The sequence below is a fragment of the Urechidicola vernalis genome, assembly GCF_031846385.1.
GTDB classification, from domain to species: domain Bacteria; phylum Bacteroidota; class Bacteroidia; order Flavobacteriales; family Flavobacteriaceae; genus Urechidicola; species Urechidicola vernalis.
Genome location: NZ_JAVRHV010000003.1, coordinates 224,056 through 245,601, shown reverse-complemented (window position 1 = coordinate 245,601; position 21,546 = coordinate 224,056). Strand labels below are relative to the sequence as shown.

The following is a 21,546-nucleotide window of genomic DNA, read 5'->3' as shown; positions in this document are numbered from 1 at the left end:
CATTTTTATGAGCAGACGTAGTTTTTTAAAACGATCATCATTTGCCACCTTAGGCATTTTATCGAGCCCAATGTATAGCAGTGCTTTTTCAATTGGAAGAAATGAAGACATTATCATAGGTCATAATTCGTACCAATATAAAGTTGATATGAATTGGGGGAATTTAGATCCAACCAAAACCCCTGTTAAGGACTGCCATGAAATGGTGCAAGATTCAAAGGGCAGATTGGTAATGTTAACCAACCACACAAAGAACAATGTAATTATTTACGATAAATCTGGCAAACTTTTGGAAACTTGGGGAACCAATTACCCAGGAGGCCATGGATTAACATTGCTTAAAGAAAATGGTGAAGATTTTTTATTGATAACCGATTATGAGAGACATCAAGTTATAAAAACAACTATTGATGGTAAAGTTGTTTTTGAAATTGACTTCCCTTCAGATAAGACTAAGTATCCAACCAAAGACGAATTTAAACCAACAGAGACTACCGTTCTACCAAATGGTGATTTCTATGTTGCAGACGGTTATGGAAATCAATTTATTTCACATTACAATCATAAAGGAGAATTACTAAATATGTTTGGCGGAAAAGGAACCGACAACAATCAGTTTTTGAATGCGCATGGTATTTGCTACGATGATAGAGATCCAAATAATCCTTGCCTACTAATTTCTGCAAGAGCTCAAAATGTATTGAAACGATTTAGTTTAGAGGGCAACTATTTATCATCTATTCCGGTTCCCGGGGCGCTAATTTGCAGACCAGTTATTCACAAAAAAGACATTTATTTTGCCGTTCTAAAATCTAAAGAAGCACCTAATGAAGATTCAGGGTTTTTATTAATTATGGATGAAAACAACAAAGTTGTTTCATGCCCTGGAGCAACGGTGCCAAGATATGAGCAAGGAAAATTAAACCAATTGTATCAAAGTATTAGGTTATTTCAATACCCTCATGATGTGTGTGTAGACGATGAAGAAAATCTATACGTTGCACAATGGAATTCGGGGCAATCCTACCCTATAAAATTAACTCGAATATGAGAACGATAGTTTTCTTAATAATAACTTTAGCGTTCATATCATGTAGTAAAAAAAGTTCTTCTAATTTTTTAAAAAAATCTGAAGTTCAATTGGTTCAACCAACAATACATATATCTAATCAATTAATTGATTCTTTTGTAGTCTTAAACGCAGAATTGAACTATCCGAATGTCGAAATTAGATACACAACAGATGATTCTGAACCTAATAAGGATTCAAAATTGGTTGATGGAGAACTGAAAATTACAGAGCCCATAAATTTTAAATTTAAAGCATTCCATCCAGAATTAGTGCCAAGCCAAACTATTACAACATCTCTTGCTAAAAAAGGAAAATCTATTAAATCAATTCAATGGATTTCAAGACCAAGTGAAAAATATTCTGGGTCTGGAGAAAATACATTGACCAATCATACAAAGGGTTCTTTAAATTTTGGAGATAAGCAATGGTTAGGGTTTGATAATAAAGCACATGCCACTGTCTATTTTGAAAAGCCTACAGATATTTCATCAATTGATTTAGGATATTTATCTAGTCCTGGCTCATGGATTTTTCCTCCTAGATTAATTAAAATTTCCATTTCAAAGGATGGAAACACTTTTATTTCAAAAGAAATTACTGAATTAAAGTCCTTAGAAAAAAATGTAAATTCTTCAATACAAATACTAAACATACCAATAGAAGAATCCGTACTTGCAATTGAATTAGAAATAGAAAATGAATCTGAAATCCCATCATGGCACGAAGGCAAAGGAAAAAAAGGCTGGTTGTTTATGGATGAGTGGATTTTTAATTAATTATTAAATAGATGCTGAAAAAATATATTCTCACATTTCTAATAGGGGTTATTTCTATCTCTACATTTGCAAATAGCGATTCTGAGGAACCTTCTAGACTAATTTTATTTTTAGGCCGGTTTCATCCATTGATTTTACATCTACCTATTGGAGCCCTTCTAATAACATTTTATTTAGATATTGTTGGACGATTAAAAAAACAATACCAACATAAGGCAGTTCATTATTCTTTAGGGTTCTCAGCTGTATTTGCAGTATTAACATGTTTACTAGGTTATTTTTTATCCTTAGAAGGAGGTTATGATGAATCCGTACTCGACTTCCATTTTTATTTAGGAATTGCAGCAGCGGTTATGATTATCGTCCTATTCTTTATGAGTAAATCCACTCAGAAGAATACAAGGTTACTTTTCTTTCCCTTTTTTGTTTTAACAATTGCATGTTTAAGTGCAGCGGGGCATTATGGAAGCGTCCTGACACATGGTGAAAATTTTATTACAGAATACGCTTATGCACCACAAGAAGAACCTTTAATTTTGGAAGTTGATAGTTTAAAAATATTCGAAAATGTTGTGTGCAAAATCTTAGATGATAAATGTATACAGTGTCATAATTCGACCAAAAAGAAAGGGGATTTATCTCTTCTAACGAAAGAAACCATTTTAAAAGGAGGTGAAAGCGGAGTTATTCTTCATCCAAAAGATCCGTTTGAAAGCCTAATATATTCGAGTGCTTTACTTCCAATTACAGACGATGCTCATATGCCGCCTGAAGGAAAACCTCAACTTACTAAAGACGAATTATGGGTGTTAAAATATTGGATTCGTAATAATGCAGACTTTCAGACTAAAATCCATTCACTACCTGTTAATGATACTTTAAAACGAATTGCAACAAAGTATCTTATACTCGAGAAAAAGAAAATTCCATTTGCATCGGATTCCGATATTTCAAAAGTTCAGAAATCGGGCTTTAGTGTTACTTCTATTGTTCCCAACAAACCTGAATTAACCGTTAAATTTTTAGGAAAAAACGCAACGAAAGCAAACCTAAAAAAATTAAACAATATTGTAGAACAAATTGTTGAATTAGACTTAAACAATTCTGGAATCTCAGATAACATGTTAGGAAATCTAGAACGTTTCTCAAATTTAAAAAGACTTAGGCTCGATAATACGGATATTGCGGATAAAACCTTATCAGCAATAACCAATCTAGAAGATTTGGAGTTTCTCAACCTGTACAATACTAAAATTACTTTAAATGGGTTAAAAGATCTTTTAGAAAACAATCCTATTCCAAAGATTTATACATGGAGTTCAGAAATTGCTAGTAGTGATGTGAGTAATATGGAAAAAGAATTTAATGTATCGATAAGCAATGGTGTTTTTGATGGATTTGTAGAAAAAGTAGCCTTAAAAAAGCCCGTTTTAAACACAGAAAAAACCCTTTTTGTTGATACTATATCTATTCGTTTAGAAACAAAAATGAGAGGTGCAGAAATTCGATATTCATTGGACAGTACACAACCTAATGAACATTCGGAATTATATACAAAACCAATAATTTTAAAGGAAGGTGCTTATTTAATGGCACGCGTATATAAAAACAATTGGTTACCAAGCGAAACATTAAATCGGAGTTTTTCTAAAATCGGAGTACAAATTGAAGATTTCTCATTAAAAGTTAATCCTGATAAAAGATATCCGGGAGCTGCAAAACTATTTGATTTTGAAGAAGGATCTTTAAATTTTAGAGATGGAAAATGGACTGGATTTAACGGATTAGATATTGAAGCAATTGTAGATTTAAAAGAGCAAAAATCTATTTCTTCATTATCTGTGAATTGCTTAGAAAACTTCAACAATTACATTTTATATCCAAATAAAATCTCTTTATACACTTCCAATTCCAAGCAAGGACCTTATAAATTTTTAGGAAGTACAAAAATTAAAAGTCTAGGACCATCCGCTATTGGCCATATAAATCGTTTCGTTGTAAAAATTCCCGAAACCAAATCACAATTTTTTAAAATAATAGTTAGTAATCCAAAAAAGTTACCCTCATCGCATCCCGCTGCCGGAGATAAACCTTGGATATTCGTAGACGAAATAATGCTACATTAACATCATATTAGAATCAACTTAATGAAACAATTCAAATTACACTTTATAGGATATTTAATTCTAGCCCTTTTTATTGCTTGTGATAAAACAACAGAGACTAAAAAGGTCGAATCAACTGCTCAATCTTTAGTAGATTATGTAAATCCACTAATGGGAACGGATTCTAGTTTTAGCCTTTCAAACGGAAATACCTACCCAGCAATTGCAACTCCTTGGGGAATGAATTTTTGGACGCCCATGACCTCCAAAATGGGTGATGGCTGGACCTATAAATATGATGAAAATAAAATTAGAGGCATCAAACAAACACATCAACCAAGCCCATGGATTAATGATTACGCTGCTTTTTCCTTTATGGCCACAACTGGAAAATTAAAATATAAGGAAGATGAAAGAGGTTCATGGTTTTCTCATAAAGCGGAAACTGTAAAACCTCATCATTACCAGGTGTACTTGGCAGATTATGATGTTACTGCTGAAGTTTCTCCAACCGAAAGAGCGGCACATTTTAAATTTACCTTTCCAGAATCTGATGAATCTTACATAATGCTCGATGCCTTTTTTAAAGGTTCCATGGTAAAAATTTTACCTAAAGAAAGAAGAATTATTGGGTATTGCAGAAACAATAGCGGTGGGGTCCCAGATAATTTTCACAATTATTTTGTCGCAGAATTCGACAAGGATTTTGAATTGAATCATACATGGGGAGATGACTGGAAATTGATTGAAAACTCAACTGATAACGAAGGGAATCATGTTGGTGCAATAATAGGGTTTAAAACAAAGAAAGGAGAAAAAGTACATGTAAAAGTGGCTTCTTCATTCATAAGCCCAGAACAGGCACAATTAAATTTAGACAGAGAGATTGGGACTGACTCTTTTGAACAAACAAAAGCAAAAGCAAAGCAAGCATGGGAGAAAGAATTGAGCAGAATAGAAATTGAAGATTCGAATACTGCCAATATTGAAACTTTCTACTCTTGTTTGTATCGTGTTTTACTTTTTCCAAGAAAGTTTTATGAATACGATGAAAACAATGAAGTTGTTCATTACAGTCCTTATAACGGAGAAGTTTTACCTGGTTATATGTTTACTGATAATGGTTTTTGGGATACGTTTAGAGCGGTATTTCCATTTTTTAATATGATGTATCCAGAATTGAATAGTAAAATAATGGATGGTTTGGCCAATACTTACAAAGAATCTGGTTGGTTACCAGAATGGGCTAGCCCAGGACATAGAGATTGTATGATCGGCTCCAACTCTGCCCCAATTATTTCCGATGCTTTCTTAAAGGGTGTAGACAATATGGATGCAGAAGTTTTATTAGAGGCCATGCTTAAAAACGCCACTGAATCTGAAGGTAGGCCAGTAAACTCTGTTGGAAGAGCGGGAATAGATGAATATAATGAACTAGGTTTTGTGCCTTACAATATTGGAATTCATGAAAATGCTGCACGTACGTTGGAATATGCATTTGCTGATTTTACCATTGCTAAAATGGCTGAAAAACTAGGCAAAGAAGAAATAGCACATAAATATTATGAACAATCTCTAAACTATAAAAACCTATTCGATCCAGAAACCAATTGGATGCGTGGTAAGAATAATGATGGCAACTTTATGACGCCATTCAATCCTTTAAAATGGGGAGACGCTTTTACAGAAGGAAATAGTTTGCATTATACGTGGTCCGTTTTTCATGATGTTCAAGGGTTGATAGACTTAATGGGAGGTAGTGATAGTTTTGTAAATAAATTAGATGAAGTGTTTGAAATGGCTCCAGAATTCGATGATTCTTACTACGGATTTACCATTCATGAAATTAGAGAAATGCAAATTGTAAACATGGGGAATTATGCACACGGAAATCAACCAATTCAGCACATGATCTATTTGTATAATTACGCTCAACAACCCTATAAATCGCAAAAAAAGATTCGCGAAGTTTTAACTAAATTATATTCAGCAACTCCAGATGGTTACTGTGGTGATGAAGATAATGGACAAACCTCTGCTTGGTATGTATTTAGTTCTTTAGGGTTTTATCCTGTAACTTCTGCGGTTGATGAGTATGTGATTGGAAGTCCTTTATTTGACAAAGCAACGTTACATCTGCAAAACGGAAATACTTTTACCGTTTCAGTAGAAAACAACTCAAAACAAAATTATTACATCCAAGATGCTACCCTAAATGGAAGGCCTCAAGAAAATAGTTTCTTAAAATTTGACGATATTCAAAATGGAGGTCAATTAAATTTTAGAATGGATAGCACTCCAAATAAAAAATGGGCTTCAAAACCAGAAAATGCTCCCTATTCACTGAGTAACCAACAGCCCATTAAAAAATAAATTTAAAATGAATAAATTTTCCATTTCGATTATACTTCTATTAGCTGCAGCATTTGTTTGTAATGCGCAAGAATTAACTGATTACGTAAACCCATTTATCGGCACCTCTAATTATGGAACCACAAATCCAGGACCAATCGCTCCAAGAGGAATGGTTAATTTAACACCATTTAACGCTGCGGGAAAACAAAATAAATTTGACAAGGATAGTCAATGGTTTTCAACCCCATACGAACATACAAATACTTTTTTAACCGGTTTCAGTCATGTTAATCTTAGTGGAGTTGGCTGCCCAGATTTAGGTGTGTTGTTGCTAATGCCAACCACAGGTAACTTAGAAACCAATCATTTTAAATATGGGTCTACGTACAAAAATGAAAATGCCGAACCTGGCTATTACAGGGTAGATATTGACAAGTACAACGTAATAACAGAACTTACGGCATCTAAAAGAGTTGGAATTAGTCGATATACATTTCCGAAAGGAAAATCTAATGTTTTATTGAACCTAGGGCTTGGATTAACCAATGAATCTGGCGCTATGGTACAAATAGTTTCGGACACAGAAATTGAAGGAATGAGAACGGTAGGTTCTTTTTGCTACAACAGTCCAGAAAATGCCTATCCCGTTTATTTTGTTGCTAAATTTTCAAAACCCGCAGATGAATTTGGAACTTGGAATACTCCTAAAAAATACGATGGTGTAGAAGCACAATGGATGGGTTATAATGGAAAAACCAGAATCATGAATAACAACACTAAAATGATTGCTGGTGATAGTATTGGAACATTTTTTACTTATAATTTTAAAGAGAAAAGCACCGTTGAAGTAAAACTTGGAGTTTCGTATGTTAGTATTGAAAATGCAAGAGAAAACCTTGAAAAAGAAACGATGAACAAATCGTTTGAGAATGTAAGAATCGAAACCAAAAACAAATGGAATGAAACGCTATCCAGAATAAAGGTTGAAGGTGGAACTGAAGAAGATAAAACTATTTTTTATAGTGCACTATATCATACACAAATACATCCAAACACATTTAATGATATAAATGGCGATTATCAAGAAATTGGTACGGGCAAAGTTGCCAATACCGACAGAACTCGATATACTGTTTTCTCATTATGGGACACCTATAGAAACACACATCAACTGTTATCTTTAATTTTTCCGAAGCAACAATCGGATATGATAAAAACCATGTTACAGATGTATGACGAAAACGGATGGCTTCCGAAATGGGAATTAAATTCGACTGAAACATTTACAATGGTTGGTGATCCAGCGGCAGTAGTAATAGCCGACACCTATTTAAAAGGCATCAAAGATTTTGATGTAAATAAAGCCTATGAAGCCATGCTTAAAAGTGCTGATCAAATTGAAAACAATCCCGTTCGTAAAGAATTAAAGGAATATTTAGAAAGAGGTTATATCACAGAAAAATCTACAAAGAGTGGTGCTGTTTCAATTACACAAGAATTTAATATTGCTGATTTTGCTATTGCCCAACTCGCAAATGAATTAGGAAAAGAAGAAGACGCGAAACGATTTTACAAGCGCTCTACTACTTATAGAATACTCTTTGACAAAGAGTTTAACCTTTTACGACCTAGAAGTAAAGATGGAACTTGGCATGAGCCGTTCAGTCCAGATACCGGCGCCAATTTTGTCAAAAACATAGCGTTTATAGAAGGAAATTCTTGGCAATATACCTTTATGGTAACTCATGACACTCCTGAACTCATTAAGTTAATGGGTGGCAAAAAAGGCTTTGTAAATCAGTTGGAAAAAGTGTTTAGCAACAAGCAATTTGACATGGCCAACGAACCTGATATTGGTTATCCATATTTGTTTAATTATATAAAGGGTGAAGAACACAGAACTCAAAAACATGTAAGCAACCTTATTAAAACACATTATAAAAACAATTCAAATGGAATTCCTGGAAACGACGACACAGGTACTATGAGTTCTTGGTTGGTGTACAGTATGATGGGGATTTACCCTATTATACCTGGCAAGCCTGTGTATACTATTACTAAGCCAGTATTTGATAAAGTAACAATTGAATTAGATACTGAATATTATAAAAATAATTCTATTACAATTACCAAACAAGGTACTGGAGCAATTGATAAAATAGAATTGAATGGGAGGAAGTCTGATTTCTTTATAAGTCATGATGAATTGGTAAATGGAAATAATTTAAACATCATATTAAAATAGCATAAAAAGATTTTCATCATTAAATGACAGTTGAAAAATTTAACATTTTGCTGGTTTCTGCATCTATAAACTATGAATAAACTTAGAAATAATATCACGCTACTTTCATTATCAATGCTATTCGTTGTGAATTTTTTTGGACAATCTTCAACTAAACTGACATATGGTAGTTTAAGTGATGTTGGATTAGATTCGGTAAAAATTTATTCTAAGGTCGATTCTATTATGACTTTAGGGATCCTGAACAAGGCCTTTCCCGGTGCTCAGGTTTTGGTTGCGAAAAAAGGAAAAATTGTTTTTCATGAAGCCTATGGTTTTCACACTTATGATAGCATTCAAAAAGTAAATTTGAATGATGTTTACGATCTTGCTTCTGTTACTAAAGTATTAGGCCCCTTACTTCCAATTATGAAATTAGTAGGAGAAGGAAGAATGGACTTGGATATTCCTTTTTATAATTTTTGGAAGCCCTGGAAGAATGATAAATCCAAAAAAGACTTAACTCTTCGAGAAATTTTAGCCCATCAAGCAGGGCTTAAATCTTACATTGTGTTTTTAGCGGAAGTGTTAAAAAAGGGTAAGCTAAAGCATCGATATGTAAGAACATCCTATTCTAAAAAATACAATCAACAAGTAAATGACAGTCTTTACATCAATAAAAATTTTCATAATAAAATTTATCGAAAAATCAATAAATCCAGGGTAAAAGAAGACAAGAAATATGTGTATTCCGGCTTGAGTTTTTTGCTCTATCCACAGATAATATCCGACATTACCAAAACCGAATACAGCAACTATTTATACGAAAACTTTTACGAACCCTTAGGACTAAATAGTTTAACCTACAATCCAAAAGCAAAGAATTCCAATCAATCTTTCATCCCAACCGAAAAAGATACTTTATTCCGTCATACAACGGTTAATGGCTATGTACATGATGAAAATGCCTCTTTGTTTGGCGGCGTATCGGGCAATGCTGGTCTTTTTTCAAACGCATTTGATTTAGCAGTAATTATGCAAATGTTAATGCAATATGGTCAGTACAATGAGAAACATTATTTAAGAGAGAAAACGGTTAAAGAATTTACATCAGTTCAATATCCAGAAAACGACAATCGACGTGGATTGGGTTTTGATAAACCACTTTTAAACAATTCCGCACTACCATTATCTGAGGCTTATCCAGCACCAGAAGTGAGCCCTGAAAGTTTTGGACATAGTGGATTTACTGGAACGTTTGTTTGGGCAGACCCAACACATGAATTGGTATTCATTTTTCTGTCTAATCGTGTATATCCAACAAGAGATAATAGAAACTTGTATAAATTAAATATCAGGCCAGCTCTTCAACAGGTTTTTTATACTGAAACCAACTAAACTTATTAAGACGATGAAAACTAAAACAAAACGACACCTAGGTAAAATTATATATTATAATCTTCTTTTCGTTTTAGTTCTTTCCTGTACTAGCAATTCAAATACCTTAGTTAATAATGGACATACCGATTATGAAATAGTACTGCCAAAAGACGCATCGAATAAAATTCAAAAGGCGGGTGAACAACTTCAATTTTACGTTGAAAAAATAACCGATGTCCGTATTCCAATCGTCAGGAATAATGAAGCGACCTCAAATAAAAATTACATTTATTTAAAAACGAATCCTGATCAAAAACATCAAATTCAAATTGAATCAATCGACAAAAATATTTTTATAAGTGGTTGGCATGAGGAGGCTGTACAAAATGGGGTTTATGAATTTTTAGAGGCATACTTAAATTGTAAATGGTACTCTCCTACAGTTGAAGATATCCCAACTTTAAAGGTGCTAAAACTAGCGCAATTTGAGTCATATTTTTACACGCCGCCAATAACAACAAGAACAGTACATTCTCGCTTATTTTATCAGAATGAATCTTTTGCTAATAAACATAAAGTTACCACGCTAGCATTCCCTAAATATGCACCTTCAGCAAGAGTTCATACCTTTCATAAATTTTTACCTGAAGAAAAATTCTTTGAGGAACATCCGGATTATTTTGCCTTGCGAAATGGAAAAAGAGTCCCAACACAATTGTGTTTAACAAACCCTGAGGTGCTAGATATTGTTAAGGATTCTGTATCCTCCCTTTTTAAGAGATATCCAAATTCTTCTGTTGTTTCTGTTAGTCAAGATGATAACCAACAACATTGTTTATGTCAAAACTGTAAAGCCATTGATTTTGAAGAAGGGAGTCCTTCTGGAACTATGATTCAATTTGTAAATAAGGTGGCGGCCGACTTTCCAGATAAAACCATATCAACACTTGCGTATCAGTACACAAGAAAGCCATGTAAAACCAAACCACTACCGAATGTTTTAATTACACTATGTTCTATTGAATGTGATAGAAGTGGCTCTATAGAAGAAAAATGCCCTGATTTTTCTGAAGATTTAAAAGGATGGGGGAAATTGACTGAAAATATTAGAATATGGGATTATACGACGCAGTTTACAAATTTCCTAGCTCCATTTCCAAATCTTCAAACCATCGAACCAAACATTTCCTTTTTTAAGGAGAATAATGCCAAATGGATATTTGAACAACATAGCAATAATCCGAGTGAATTATTTGAACTTCGATCATATGTTATGGCCAAATTACTATGGAACCCAAAATTAAAAATGGATGATTTAATTTCTGAATTTACAAATGGCTATTATAAAGAAGCAGGTATTTATATTAAAGAATATATAGATTTAATCCACGCAAAAATTAACGAGGACCCTGATTTCTTTTTGTTTTTATATGGCGATCCGTCTCAGGCTTTTGACTCCTACTTAAACTCTGATTTACTAGAACAATACAATGAATTGTTTAACGAAGCTATAAACGCAGTGAAATACAACGATGATTTAATTCAACGTGTAAATTCTGCGAAACTAGGCGTATCTTATGCCATTTTAGAGGCTTGTAAAAAAAGTATTTCTTCTAAATTTAGATTAGTTAATAAAGATGCTGATGACAATCCTCAAATTAATCCTTTCGTTAAAGAAGAACTGACCAATTTTCACAAAACTTGTAAAAATGAAAACATATCACTAATGAATGAAATGGGCTTTACGGTTCAGGAATATGTTAACAATTATAACATTGCGTTAGAGGTTGTTATGAAACCTAACAAAGGGTTAGGTAAAAAGGTAATCTTACTTACAAAACCAAAAAAATACGCAAATGAAAATCCACAAGTACTAACAGATGGAGCCATCGGAGGTAATAGTTTTTATGCGAACTGGTTAGGTTTTGAAGGAAATCATATGGAAGCAATTGTGGATTTAGGGCAAGAAATGCCAATTAGTTCTATCTCCACTGCATTTTTACAAGTGACCAATCATGTTGTCTTTTTCCCTATTGATGTGACCTATTCAATTTCTAATGATGGAAAAAAATTTAAACCTATTGGCATCGTTAAAAATGATTATCCTCTCATAAAAAAGAGTAAGGTAAATGATATTAAATATTTTAATTTAATTATTAATGAGGTTAAGACAAGATATATAAAAGTTTTTGCAAAAAGCATGAAACAGCCTCCTTATTGGCATCATGCGGCTGGCACAAAATCTTGGATTTTCGCTGATGAAATAATTATTGATTGATACGATTCAATAAAGTTATTTTATTATTCCAATCTTTTTATATAGTTTTAACATCTTCTAGTTTCTTAGTTAAAAATCACATCCGACCGTCATTTTTAATTAAAATCTTCAATACCCATGGGTCTAAAAAAATCTTTTGACAGTAAAGACAACATCATACGTGTTGCATTCTCACTTTTTTTAAAAAAGGGGTTTAAGGAAGTTACCATTACTAATATAATGGAAGTCACCAAATTGTCTAAAGGTGCTATTTACCATCATTTTAAAAGTAAAGAAGAAATTTACGCTGCAACTTTAGAAACTTATTATTTTGAGTTGTTACAACCAGATGGTGTAGATTTTAATTCTGGTAGTTTTAAAAAGGATATCGAAAGTTTGTACAATTATGTGGCTGAATTATTTCATAATATTGAGAATATATCGAAAAATGATTCAGACTATCCTATACGGAATTATTTTAGTTTTCAATTAGAAAGCGAAAAAAACACAGCCATTCGAGGGCAAACAACTCAGGCCGTTGCTGAGTTTAGAAAAACTGTTGAAGATATCGTTATAAATGGTTTTTCAAACCATCAAATTAAACCCGAATTGGATGTAAAAACAATCACGCTTCAGATTATCGGAATGGTTGAAGGGGTTGCTGTACATCATTCCACTCTTAAGGACAATGTAAAAGAAATTTTACTTAAAAAATACCAACTTGTATTTGATTCTTTTCTTTCGTTTATCTGCAACGAATAAATTGGCTCTCGACTTTTAAGCAACTAAACTACTCACAATAAGCAGTTTCCAAAAGTTAAATTTTGATTTTTTATTTTCTTAATTTTATTTTAAACAAAAAAAAATTTTATATTGCAACCGAACGAACGGTCGGTTTGTAAAAATTTTAACTTAATTTCTAGTTAAATCAACAATAAAAGAGCTTTGAAATAGAGAATTCCTCAACCGGAAAACCAGTATTAATAATCAAAAATTATTAAATTTATGAACAAACTATTACTAACACTATTTGCAATTGTTTATTCCATTGCAAGTTATTCTCAAAAATCAGTTTCTGGACAGATTCTAGATCAAGAAACAAAAGACCCTCTACCCGGAGTTAGTGTAAATGTCAAAGGGACCGAAAAAGGTGTCCCTGCCGATTTTGACGGTAATTACTCAATAAGCGGAGTTGACGAAAGTACAATCCTTGTGTTTTCATTTATTGGTTATAAAACTCAAGAAATTTTAGTTGGATCTCAAACTATTATAAACGTGCAATTAGAGATAGATGCTCAAAGTTTAGACGAGGTTGTAATTACGGCTTTAGATATTGAGAGAGACAAAGCATCATTGGGGTATTCTGTTCAGCAGGTCGAACCAGAAGAGTTTGCTGTTGCGCAAGAAAATAACGTAATGAATTCTTTACAAGGCAAGGTTTCAGGCCTTCAAATTACACAAGGTAATACAGGTGTAGATGGCTCTTCAAGGATTTTATTAAGAGGTATTACGACTATTGACGGCTCTAACAGACCTTTGGTTGTAATTGATGGTATTCCTGTTTCCAATAGCAGTAGTGGTGGAAATCCAAACGGAGGTATTGACCGTGGTGACGCTCTTTCTGACATAAACCCAGAAGATGTAGCCTCTATAACTGTATTAAAAGGTGCAGGAGCAGCGGCTGCTTATGGATCTTTAGGTATGCATGGTGTAATTTTAGTTACGACAAAATCAGGAACGACTCAAAATGGAATTGGAGTTACTGTAAATTCTTCTTTTAATGTGACTGAAATAATGTTAACTCCAAAATTACAAAACGAATATGGGATGGGTGCTTTCGGCGCTTTCTCGCCTATTGGAGGTGATGGAAGACCGAACTTAGACTATCCAAGTTCTTGGAGTTACGGACCAAAAATGGAGGGACAAGATTATGTAAACTGGTTAGGAAATGATGATGTGTTTTCTCCAAGAGAAGGCAACCCATACAAAGAATTTTATCAAACTGGTTATTCCTTTACAAACGGAGTTGCGTTTGAAGGAAATACAGACGAGAGTTCTTTTAGAGTATCCATAACAAACCAAAATACAGACGGAACAATCCCTAACAATACCTTAGATAAAAACACGATTAACTTTAGAGCGTCGTCAAATTTATCTGACAAATTAAAGATAGATGGCAAAGTAACTTATATAAAATCTAAAGTTAAGAACAGACCGGAATTAGGAGAAGGCGCGGCAAATACCGCACTTCAACTAGCCTTAATGCCTAGAGATATTCGTTTGGAAGATGCCAAAAACAATATAGAAGATGCAGACGGAAATGAAATAAAATGGAACTTAGACAACACATTTAACAACCCGTATTGGGCACTTAAAAATGTGTATAATGAAGATAATAGAGATCGCTTTCAAGGAGCCTTTTCTGCAAAATGGGATGTTTCTGACAACTTCTACATTACCGGTAAAACAGGTTTAAACTATGTAGTTACAGACTTCACTACTCATGCAGCAGCAGGTGCACAAGCGCAATACAACGGACTTGGAGGTTATTCTAATTCTAGCAGTAAAAGCACTTCATGGAACTCTGATATTTTAGGAACCTATACTAAGGATTTTTCTGGTTTCAACGTAACCGCTAGTGTTGGTGCTAATTACCGCTCTGATGGTGGTAGTTCAATAAGTGTTTGGGGAAGCGATGAAAAAGTTCCCGATTTTTATAGAATCTCAAACTATGCTGTAGTAGGAGATTCTGATTACGAATGGGAAAAAATTGTGTATTCATACTATGGTCTTGGTCAAATAAGTTATGGTGGTTATGTATATTTAGATGCAACTATAAGAAACGATAATTCATCTGCATTACCAGCAGATAATGATTCGTACTGGTATCATTCAGAAAATCTAAGTTTCTTATTTTCTAAATTCTTCGGAATTGAATCTGACACTTTTAACAAAGGAAAGGTTAGAGCATCTTACGCTAAAGTAGGTAATGACACAAGTCCTTATAGAACACAATCATCTTATAGTATTAATCAGGCAAGAACATTAGATTATACTGTGGCTTCTATTCCGGGGTCATTGCCAAATCCAAATCTTAGACCAGAAGTTTCTCATTCTTGGGAAGTAGGTACAGAACTTGGATTCTTCAACAATAGAATCCATTTAGATTTTACATATTATGAGACATTAACAGAAGATCAAATTATGGCTGTTCCAATTTCTGGAAGTACAGGGTTTTCTTCTTATACCACAAATGCTGGCTCTATCAAAAACAAGGGGTTTGAAACACAGTTAAACCTTGTTCCTATTCAGAATGACAAGTTTACTTGGGACATGGGATTATCAATTACCAAAAGTAAATCAACTGTTGAAAGTATTGATGAGTCCTTAGAGAGTATTACACTTAATTCTTTAATGGGTGTTTCTATAGAAGCAAGACCAGGGGAGGAATTTGGAACAATTTACGGACTGGATTATTTACGAGATAATTTTGGAACAAAACTAATTACTGATGAAGGGTTGGCGCAACCTGGAGAGCGCATTAAACTAGGCTCAATCAACCCAGATTTTTATGGAGGTATTTCTAATAACTTTAGTTTCAAAAACTTCTCAGTTAGAACTTTAATCAGTTATCAAAGCGGCGGTGAATTCTTCTCTTGGGGAAGAGGTTACCGACAAATGTTTGGAACGGACGCTACCTCACTTATAGGTAGAGAAACAGGAATCATAGAAGAAGGAATTAATGAAAACACTGGGTTTGAAAACACAGTACCAATCAGTCCACTACTTAAAAATTACACCAATAATTTCGTTAGTAACATCAGAAAAGATTTAATTTTTGATGCTTCAAATGTGAAATTTAAAGAATTGGTTATTTCTTATGACATACCTAAAAAGGCATTGAACAGTGTCGGTATCCAAGGTGCAACGGTTTCGGCTGTAGGAAGAGATTTGTTCTTTATCTACAATCCGAATGGAGATTTAGATCCTGATGCAAGTAATGGAAGTAGTCCAACCGCAACAGCGCTAGAACATGCTTCATTGCCATCTACTAGGACTTATGGAATTAATTTAAGACTAAACTTTTAAAATAAACTAAGATGAAAAATTTACAAAATATAGCATATAAGGTTTTAGTTATTTTATTGGTTGGATTCGTAGTAACATCTTGTGAAGACACTTTAGAAGATGTTCGTGAAAATCCAAACAACGTTACCAGTATAGATGACGCACCGTTATTTGCCAATGCGGCAAGAAGTTTATTTAATGGAACCTTAGATGAAGGTTCATATAGATTTGCTGGACAATATGGCCATTATTATGTAGCCGGAAGTACGGCAAGACAACCAGATCAATATACTGACGGTTTTGATGGAAATTACAATGGAATTTATAATGGCATGTATAGTGGTGTTATAAAACATATTGAAGAAGTTCTTGTTTTAACATCTGAACCAGAAACGGAGAACCCTGTCCGCCATGCAATTGCTGATGTGGTTGCTGCCATGGGATTTGCTAGAATTACTGATGGGTTTGGAGAAGTTCCTTACACCGAAGGTGGCAAAGGAAAAACAGAAGATATCTTAACACCAAAATACGATACACAAGAATTTATTTATAACGACCTAATTGATCGTTTATCACAAAGTATAAATGTTCTAAAAACGGCTGATCCAGCAATGGGATACCCAGACTCTGATCCTGTTTTTGATAATGATTTAGATCGATGGGTACGTATGGCAAACTCAATGCGATTGCGCTTAGCAATGCGAATGCGTTTTGTAAATCCAACGCTGTCTCAACAAGTAGTAGCACTTTGTTTATCGGAACCTTTAATGGAAGACAATGCACATAATGCTTATATGATAGAAACTGAAGGACAAGGAAATGCATGGTACGGAAGAAGAACAGGATTTCCTTCTATTAAAATGTCTACAATGTTTATTGGTCAATTAGAAGGAACTGCAGATCCTAGATTATCAGTATTTGTTGAAAAGGACGGGAATGGAAATTATACAGGTCAGAAAAACGGATTGAATGATGAGGCTTTTGGTCAATCAGATTTTGCAAGTAAGTCAGATATGGGAATTCCACTTTCTTCAAAAGACAGTAAAATTTTCCTAATGACAGCTTCAGAAATATATTTCCTTAGAGCAGAAATTGCATTGATTTATGACAACAACCCTACTGATGCAAATAACTTATACAGAATGGGAATTGAAGCATCCTTAGAACAGTGGGATATAGATGCTGCAGAAATCACATCGTTCTTGGCAAGCCCAACTGCTACACTTACTGGTTCAGTTGATGAGCAAGAAGAGCAATTAGGGACACAAATGTGGATTGCTTTAACGCCAAATTATTACGAAGGTTGGACTCATATTAGACGAACTGGATATCCTGTTATTGAACAAAGAACAGATCCTGATTTGGAGAAAGGTGCTACAAATGGAATCTTACCTACGCGTTTTTTATATAGTTCATTTGAGATGAGTTCTAACGGAACAAATGCTTCTGAAGCTATTAACAGACAAGGTGCCAATAAAATTGATACGCCAATTTGGTGGGATAAAAACTAAAAATGACAACGATGAAAAAATTTAAAAATATGAAATCATTCAAATTATTATTTATAGCCATTTTGTCATTAGCATTGGTACAATGTGATGACGACGATGATGATATGGTCATGCACAAACCATTGTCAGACTTTCAATTTTTAGTTGAAGGTTCGTTAGTAACATTTAATGGAAAAGTCTCTGATGATACTGATTCTTTTTCATGGGATTTTGGTGATGGAAATACGAGTGCAGAAGAAGATCCAGTTCATGCTTATGCAGCAGCCGGAGATTATGAAGTGAGTCTTACAGCTGTGGGTTCTGGAAGTTCTTTTACAGAAACAAAAACTGTAACCATTTTACCATCGTTAGAAATTCTTTTAACTGGTGGACCGGCAAAACCGGAAGGAAAATCTTGGAGATTGAAAGCGGCATATACTGCAGGTATTGAAGGAGCCAGTGGTGTAGAAAATAGTTTATCAATTTTTCAACCTTCTATAGATAATTTATTACATGCAGTAGGGTTAGGTGCTTCATACGAGGATACGTTTACCTTTATTCATGATGGTAGATATGTAATAGACAATAAAGATGGAAACAGTTTAATGGGATTAATTTATGCTAATTTTGAAAGAGGTGCTGATATTAGAGAAGTCTCTTGGGATCCAAATTTGGTACCATTGGCAAATGTATTATATACGCCTGCAACTGATGCAACTTGGAGTATAGATGAAGAAGATTTTTCTGTAATGGCTACTGACCCAGCAACAGGAGCGCCTTATCAGGCAAACTTCACTGGACATCAAAGATTAATTACTGGTGATTATTTCGGATTTAAAGATGCAAATGCCTTTACAATTATTAAAAGTATTGATGAAACAACTATGAATGTAGCCTTATCTATTGGTGCTGTACCGCATCCTGATTTGTACACATTCCCAACGTTAATGTTCCATTTGTCTTTTGAAGCAATGTAATTAACAAATAAAATTATTGAGCCGTAGAATCAAGGAACTCCAAAATTTGAAAGAGTTCCTTGATTTTACAATTTAAAAAATGAGAAAAATTAAAAACATATATCAACTCCTATTGGTTTCAATTAGTTTGATTCTTATGGCTTCATGCTCTAATACAAAGAGTAATGAAGAAAAGGAATACGTTGAAGTTAAAAATAATTCTAACGATATCACATTAAATTCTAATTGTCCGCCAGGATTTCAATTAAATGAAAACAATGAATGTGTTGCTCGTAATTTATACGATCAATATGTTTACGATACTTACGAGAACAGAGGTGTTGGTGGATTAAAATCTGGCTTACCAAAAATAAGAGAAGGTTTTAGCCCACAACAAATAGATTTAGGAAGATATTTGTTTTTTGACCCAGCCTTATCTGGCGATGGTTCTGTCTCATGCGCAAGTTGTCATGACCCGAACCAAGGCTTTAGTGATGGCAAAGCTCTCGGAACTGGAATACATAATGCAAAAATGAAGCGCTCCTCCCCCACACTTTGGAATGTTGGTTATTTAAAAAGTCTTTTTTGGGATGCAAGGGCAGGTAGTTTAGAACAACAAATGTTAGGGCCGTTGTATTCGGAAGAAGAAATGGGTAACACTGAAGAACAATTGTTTGAAACCTTAAATGGAATCGAAACATATCGCGAATTATTTGCAAAAGCTTTTCCAAATAGAGATTATAATGATAGTATTCAATTACATGAAGTTTATACATCTATCGCAGCATTTGAAACCTCTTTGATTTCATTAAACAGTAAATATGATCAATATGCACATGGGTATCATGAAGCATTGAATGAAAACGAAATTAAAGGATTAAATATCTTTAGATCATTTGTTGCGCGTTGTGCGGAATGTCACACGCCACCGCTATTTACAAATCAGCAAGTAGCCGTAATTGGCACTCCAGAACAAGATGGATTACCATTGGATCCTGGAGCGGAAATAACTTTTAACGACCCATCTAGAAGAGCAGGTTTTAAAGTACCTACTTTAAGAAATATTGAAAAAACAGCACCATATATGCATTCGGGTAAATTCAAAACACTTAGAGAGGCGGTTGAATTTTACACCAAAGGACGGGGACATGCCGTACCCGAAGGAGAAGATTTATTTATTCATTGGCATATTTGGGAACCGAATTTAACAGATACAGAATTAGATCGCTTAGTCGATTTTTTAAAGACTTTAACGGACGAATCCTTTAAACCAAGAATACCGAAGGTTTTACCTTCAGAATTAAAAACAAAACAAAACAACTCATAAAAACAAAAACCATGGGAACATCTAAAAAACCATCGATTGGAAAACGAATATTTTTTGCCCTATTATTTATAGGAGCAGGAATATTTGCTGGCTACAAATTATTTAGCCCAACTGCAGAAACACAATTGGTCAAAAACGCGTTGTATAGAAATGCAGGAGCTGGAGAAGCTGTATTAAATCAAGCGAAAGAATTTACTGGAGAAATTTTTGAAGTAAAGGATGGAGATTTAATAATGGATGCTGTAAAAAAAGCAAATGCGGGAGACTTGATAAGAGTTTATCCTGGAACGTATTCTGAAACGGTATATGTAGATAAAAATGATATTACTTTTCAAGGTATTATTGAAGATGGAGAATGGCCAACTTTAGATGGTAAAACAGAATTGAATGATGCCTTTTTATATTCAGGGAACGGTATTCATATTGAAGGATTCAAAATTACTAAATACAAGGGTAACGGAATTATGGGGCAAGCTGGAAATAACTTTGTAATAAGAAATAACTGGGTTATAGACACTGGTGTTTACGGTATTTTCCCTCAGTATGGCAAAAATGGACTGATTGAATACAATACGTTAACTGGTATTGAAGATGCTGCCATTTACGTTGGAATGTGTGATAATATAGATGTTTTACATAACGAAGTTTTCGGTAATGTTGCAGGTATCGAGTTTGAAAACTCGCGCCATTGTATTGCAGAAAACAATAATGTTTATGACAATGCCGGTGGAATCTTAGCATTCATTACTCCGGGGTTACCTATAAAAACTACTTATGATATTATTATACGAAACAACTTTGTAAATGCTAATAATCACGAAAATTTTGCTACTCCAGGGTCAACAGTAGCAGGGATTCCTCCAGGAACTGGAATATTAGTAATGGCTGCCGATGATGTTATTATTGAGGATAACATGATTACAGGAAACGATAATGTTGGTATTTTAATTACTGACTTTGAAAGCGGTGGCATAAAAGCGTCTAGAGATCCAGAATCTGAACCAAACCCAGATAATGTAACCGTTTTAAACAACTATATGTTTAGAAATGGCAAAAATCCAATTGGAGAGGTAAAATTATTAATGAAGGCTCAATTTAAAGACAGAGGTCCTGATGTGTTAGCTATTGGCGGTGGAACTGGTAGTACTATTGCAAACCGAGATCGATATGTAACTTTTGGTATTGGTAAATTTGGCAACCCTAAAATTGAAACTTCTTATGGCGTAAAATCTTTCTTATTAGATAAACCGGCAGAACATAGAGATATAACAAAAGAGCAATTGGGTGAGTTCACATATTACGGTGTTTGTTCTGGATGCCATGCAGTAAACCAAAGACTTATTGGAGTTCCTGTAGAAGTTATTCAAATGATTTATAAAGACAGACCAGAAGCGATGGTAGAATACATGAGTGCTCCAAAAAATTTAAGAGAGGATTATCCAGAAATGCCACCTCAAAATCATTTATCACCAGAAGCAAAATTGGCAGTTGCAGAATACATTTTAACCATTGGAAAATAATATTATTCAACCCTAA

General features: G+C 34.0%; 13 protein-coding genes. All 13 read left to right on the top strand.

Annotated elements, in window-relative coordinates; translation table 11 throughout:
- The first annotated feature begins 7 nt into the window (after nucleotides 1-7).
- The 13 genes from RM519_RS08235 to RM519_RS08175 all read left to right on the top strand — a co-directional run bounded on the left by RM519_RS08235 (nucleotide 8) and on the right by RM519_RS08175 (nucleotide 21,530).
- A complete protein-coding gene (locus tag RM519_RS08235; RefSeq protein WP_311593220.1) occupies nucleotides 8-1,051 on the top strand; it encodes an NHL repeat-containing protein in 1,044 nt (347 codons plus the stop codon).
- Nucleotides 1,048-1,848 carry an FN3 associated domain-containing protein gene (locus RM519_RS08230; RefSeq protein WP_311593219.1) on the top strand — a complete coding sequence of 267 codons (801 nt, stop codon included), beginning with the start codon at nucleotides 1,048-1,050 and terminating at the stop codon, nucleotides 1,846-1,848. The genes RM519_RS08235 and RM519_RS08230 overlap by 4 nt, the downstream gene beginning before the upstream one ends.
- A gap of 11 nt (nucleotides 1,849-1,859) precedes the next feature.
- Nucleotides 1,860-3,974, top strand: coding sequence for a c-type cytochrome domain-containing protein (locus RM519_RS08225; RefSeq protein WP_311593218.1), 2,115 nt, complete (start codon nucleotides 1,860-1,862; stop codon nucleotides 3,972-3,974).
- Between the two features lie 21 nt (nucleotides 3,975-3,995).
- Nucleotides 3,996-6,326: a GH92 family glycosyl hydrolase gene (locus RM519_RS08220; protein ID WP_311593217.1), complete on the top strand. Its 2,331-nt coding sequence runs from the start codon at nucleotides 3,996-3,998 to the stop codon at nucleotides 6,324-6,326.
- A 7-nt stretch (nucleotides 6,327-6,333) separates the two neighbouring features.
- Nucleotides 6,334-8,553 carry a GH92 family glycosyl hydrolase gene (locus RM519_RS08215; RefSeq protein WP_311593216.1) on the top strand — a complete coding sequence of 740 codons (2,220 nt, stop codon included), beginning with the start codon at nucleotides 6,334-6,336 and terminating at the stop codon, nucleotides 8,551-8,553.
- Between the two features lie 72 nt (nucleotides 8,554-8,625).
- The gene (locus RM519_RS08210; protein WP_311593215.1) at nucleotides 8,626-9,930 is read left to right on the top strand and encodes a serine hydrolase domain-containing protein; all 1,305 of its coding nucleotides are present in this window, start codon (nucleotides 8,626-8,628) and stop codon (nucleotides 9,928-9,930) included.
- Between the two features lie 13 nt (nucleotides 9,931-9,943).
- Nucleotides 9,944-12,190, top strand: a complete 2,247-nt coding sequence (locus RM519_RS08205; protein ID WP_311593214.1) for a glycoside hydrolase family 20 protein — start codon at nucleotides 9,944-9,946, stop codon at nucleotides 12,188-12,190.
- Between the two features lie 117 nt (nucleotides 12,191-12,307).
- Nucleotides 12,308-12,931, top strand: a complete 624-nt coding sequence (locus tag RM519_RS08200) for a TetR/AcrR family transcriptional regulator (RefSeq protein WP_311593213.1) — start codon at nucleotides 12,308-12,310, stop codon at nucleotides 12,929-12,931.
- Nucleotides 12,932-13,174: 243 nt separating this feature from the next.
- On the top strand, nucleotides 13,175-16,258 hold the full coding sequence (locus tag RM519_RS08195; protein WP_311593212.1) for a SusC/RagA family TonB-linked outer membrane protein: 3,084 nt from the start codon (nucleotides 13,175-13,177) through the stop codon (nucleotides 16,256-16,258).
- 11 nt (nucleotides 16,259-16,269) lie between these two features.
- On the top strand, nucleotides 16,270-17,748 hold the full coding sequence (locus RM519_RS08190) for a SusD/RagB family nutrient-binding outer membrane lipoprotein (protein ID WP_311593211.1): 1,479 nt from the start codon (nucleotides 16,270-16,272) through the stop codon (nucleotides 17,746-17,748).
- An 11-nt stretch (nucleotides 17,749-17,759) separates the two neighbouring features.
- Nucleotides 17,760-18,704 (top strand): PKD domain-containing protein, encoded by a 945-nt coding sequence (locus RM519_RS08185; protein WP_311593210.1) that lies wholly within the window; start codon nucleotides 17,760-17,762, stop codon nucleotides 18,702-18,704.
- Nucleotides 18,705-18,783: 79 nt separating this feature from the next.
- Nucleotides 18,784-20,010 carry a cytochrome-c peroxidase gene (locus RM519_RS08180; RefSeq protein ID WP_311593208.1) on the top strand — a complete coding sequence of 409 codons (1,227 nt, stop codon included), beginning with the start codon at nucleotides 18,784-18,786 and terminating at the stop codon, nucleotides 20,008-20,010.
- 11 nt (nucleotides 20,011-20,021) lie between these two features.
- Nucleotides 20,022-21,530 carry a parallel beta-helix domain-containing protein gene (locus RM519_RS08175; RefSeq protein ID WP_311593207.1) on the top strand — a complete coding sequence of 503 codons (1,509 nt, stop codon included), beginning with the start codon at nucleotides 20,022-20,024 and terminating at the stop codon, nucleotides 21,528-21,530.
- The last annotated feature ends 16 nt before the right edge of the window (nucleotides 21,531-21,546 follow it).

What these genes read in the sequence shown, in the direction of transcription:
- RM519_RS08235 (WP_311593220.1), top strand. Translation starts at nt 8, where the DNA reads ATGAGCAGACGTAGTTTTTTAAAACGATCATCATTTGCCACCTTAGGC.
- RM519_RS08230 (WP_311593219.1), top strand. Translation starts at nt 1,048, where the DNA reads ATGAGAACGATAGTTTTCTTAATAATAACTTTAGCGTTCATATCATGT.
- RM519_RS08225 (WP_311593218.1), top strand. Translation starts at nt 1,860, where the DNA reads ATGCTGAAAAAATATATTCTCACATTTCTAATAGGGGTTATTTCTATC.
- RM519_RS08220 (WP_311593217.1), top strand. Translation starts at nt 3,996, where the DNA reads ATGAAACAATTCAAATTACACTTTATAGGATATTTAATTCTAGCCCTT.
- RM519_RS08215 (WP_311593216.1), top strand. Translation starts at nt 6,334, where the DNA reads ATGAATAAATTTTCCATTTCGATTATACTTCTATTAGCTGCAGCATTT.
- RM519_RS08210 (WP_311593215.1), top strand. Translation starts at nt 8,626, where the DNA reads ATGAATAAACTTAGAAATAATATCACGCTACTTTCATTATCAATGCTA.
- RM519_RS08205 (WP_311593214.1), top strand. Translation starts at nt 9,944, where the DNA reads ATGAAAACTAAAACAAAACGACACCTAGGTAAAATTATATATTATAAT.
- RM519_RS08200 (WP_311593213.1), top strand. Translation starts at nt 12,308, where the DNA reads ATGGGTCTAAAAAAATCTTTTGACAGTAAAGACAACATCATACGTGTT.
- RM519_RS08195 (WP_311593212.1), top strand. Translation starts at nt 13,175, where the DNA reads ATGAACAAACTATTACTAACACTATTTGCAATTGTTTATTCCATTGCA.
- RM519_RS08190 (WP_311593211.1), top strand. Translation starts at nt 16,270, where the DNA reads ATGAAAAATTTACAAAATATAGCATATAAGGTTTTAGTTATTTTATTG.
- RM519_RS08185 (WP_311593210.1), top strand. Translation starts at nt 17,760, where the DNA reads ATGAAAAAATTTAAAAATATGAAATCATTCAAATTATTATTTATAGCC.
- RM519_RS08180 (WP_311593208.1), top strand. Translation starts at nt 18,784, where the DNA reads ATGAGAAAAATTAAAAACATATATCAACTCCTATTGGTTTCAATTAGT.
- RM519_RS08175 (WP_311593207.1), top strand. Translation starts at nt 20,022, where the DNA reads ATGGGAACATCTAAAAAACCATCGATTGGAAAACGAATATTTTTTGCC.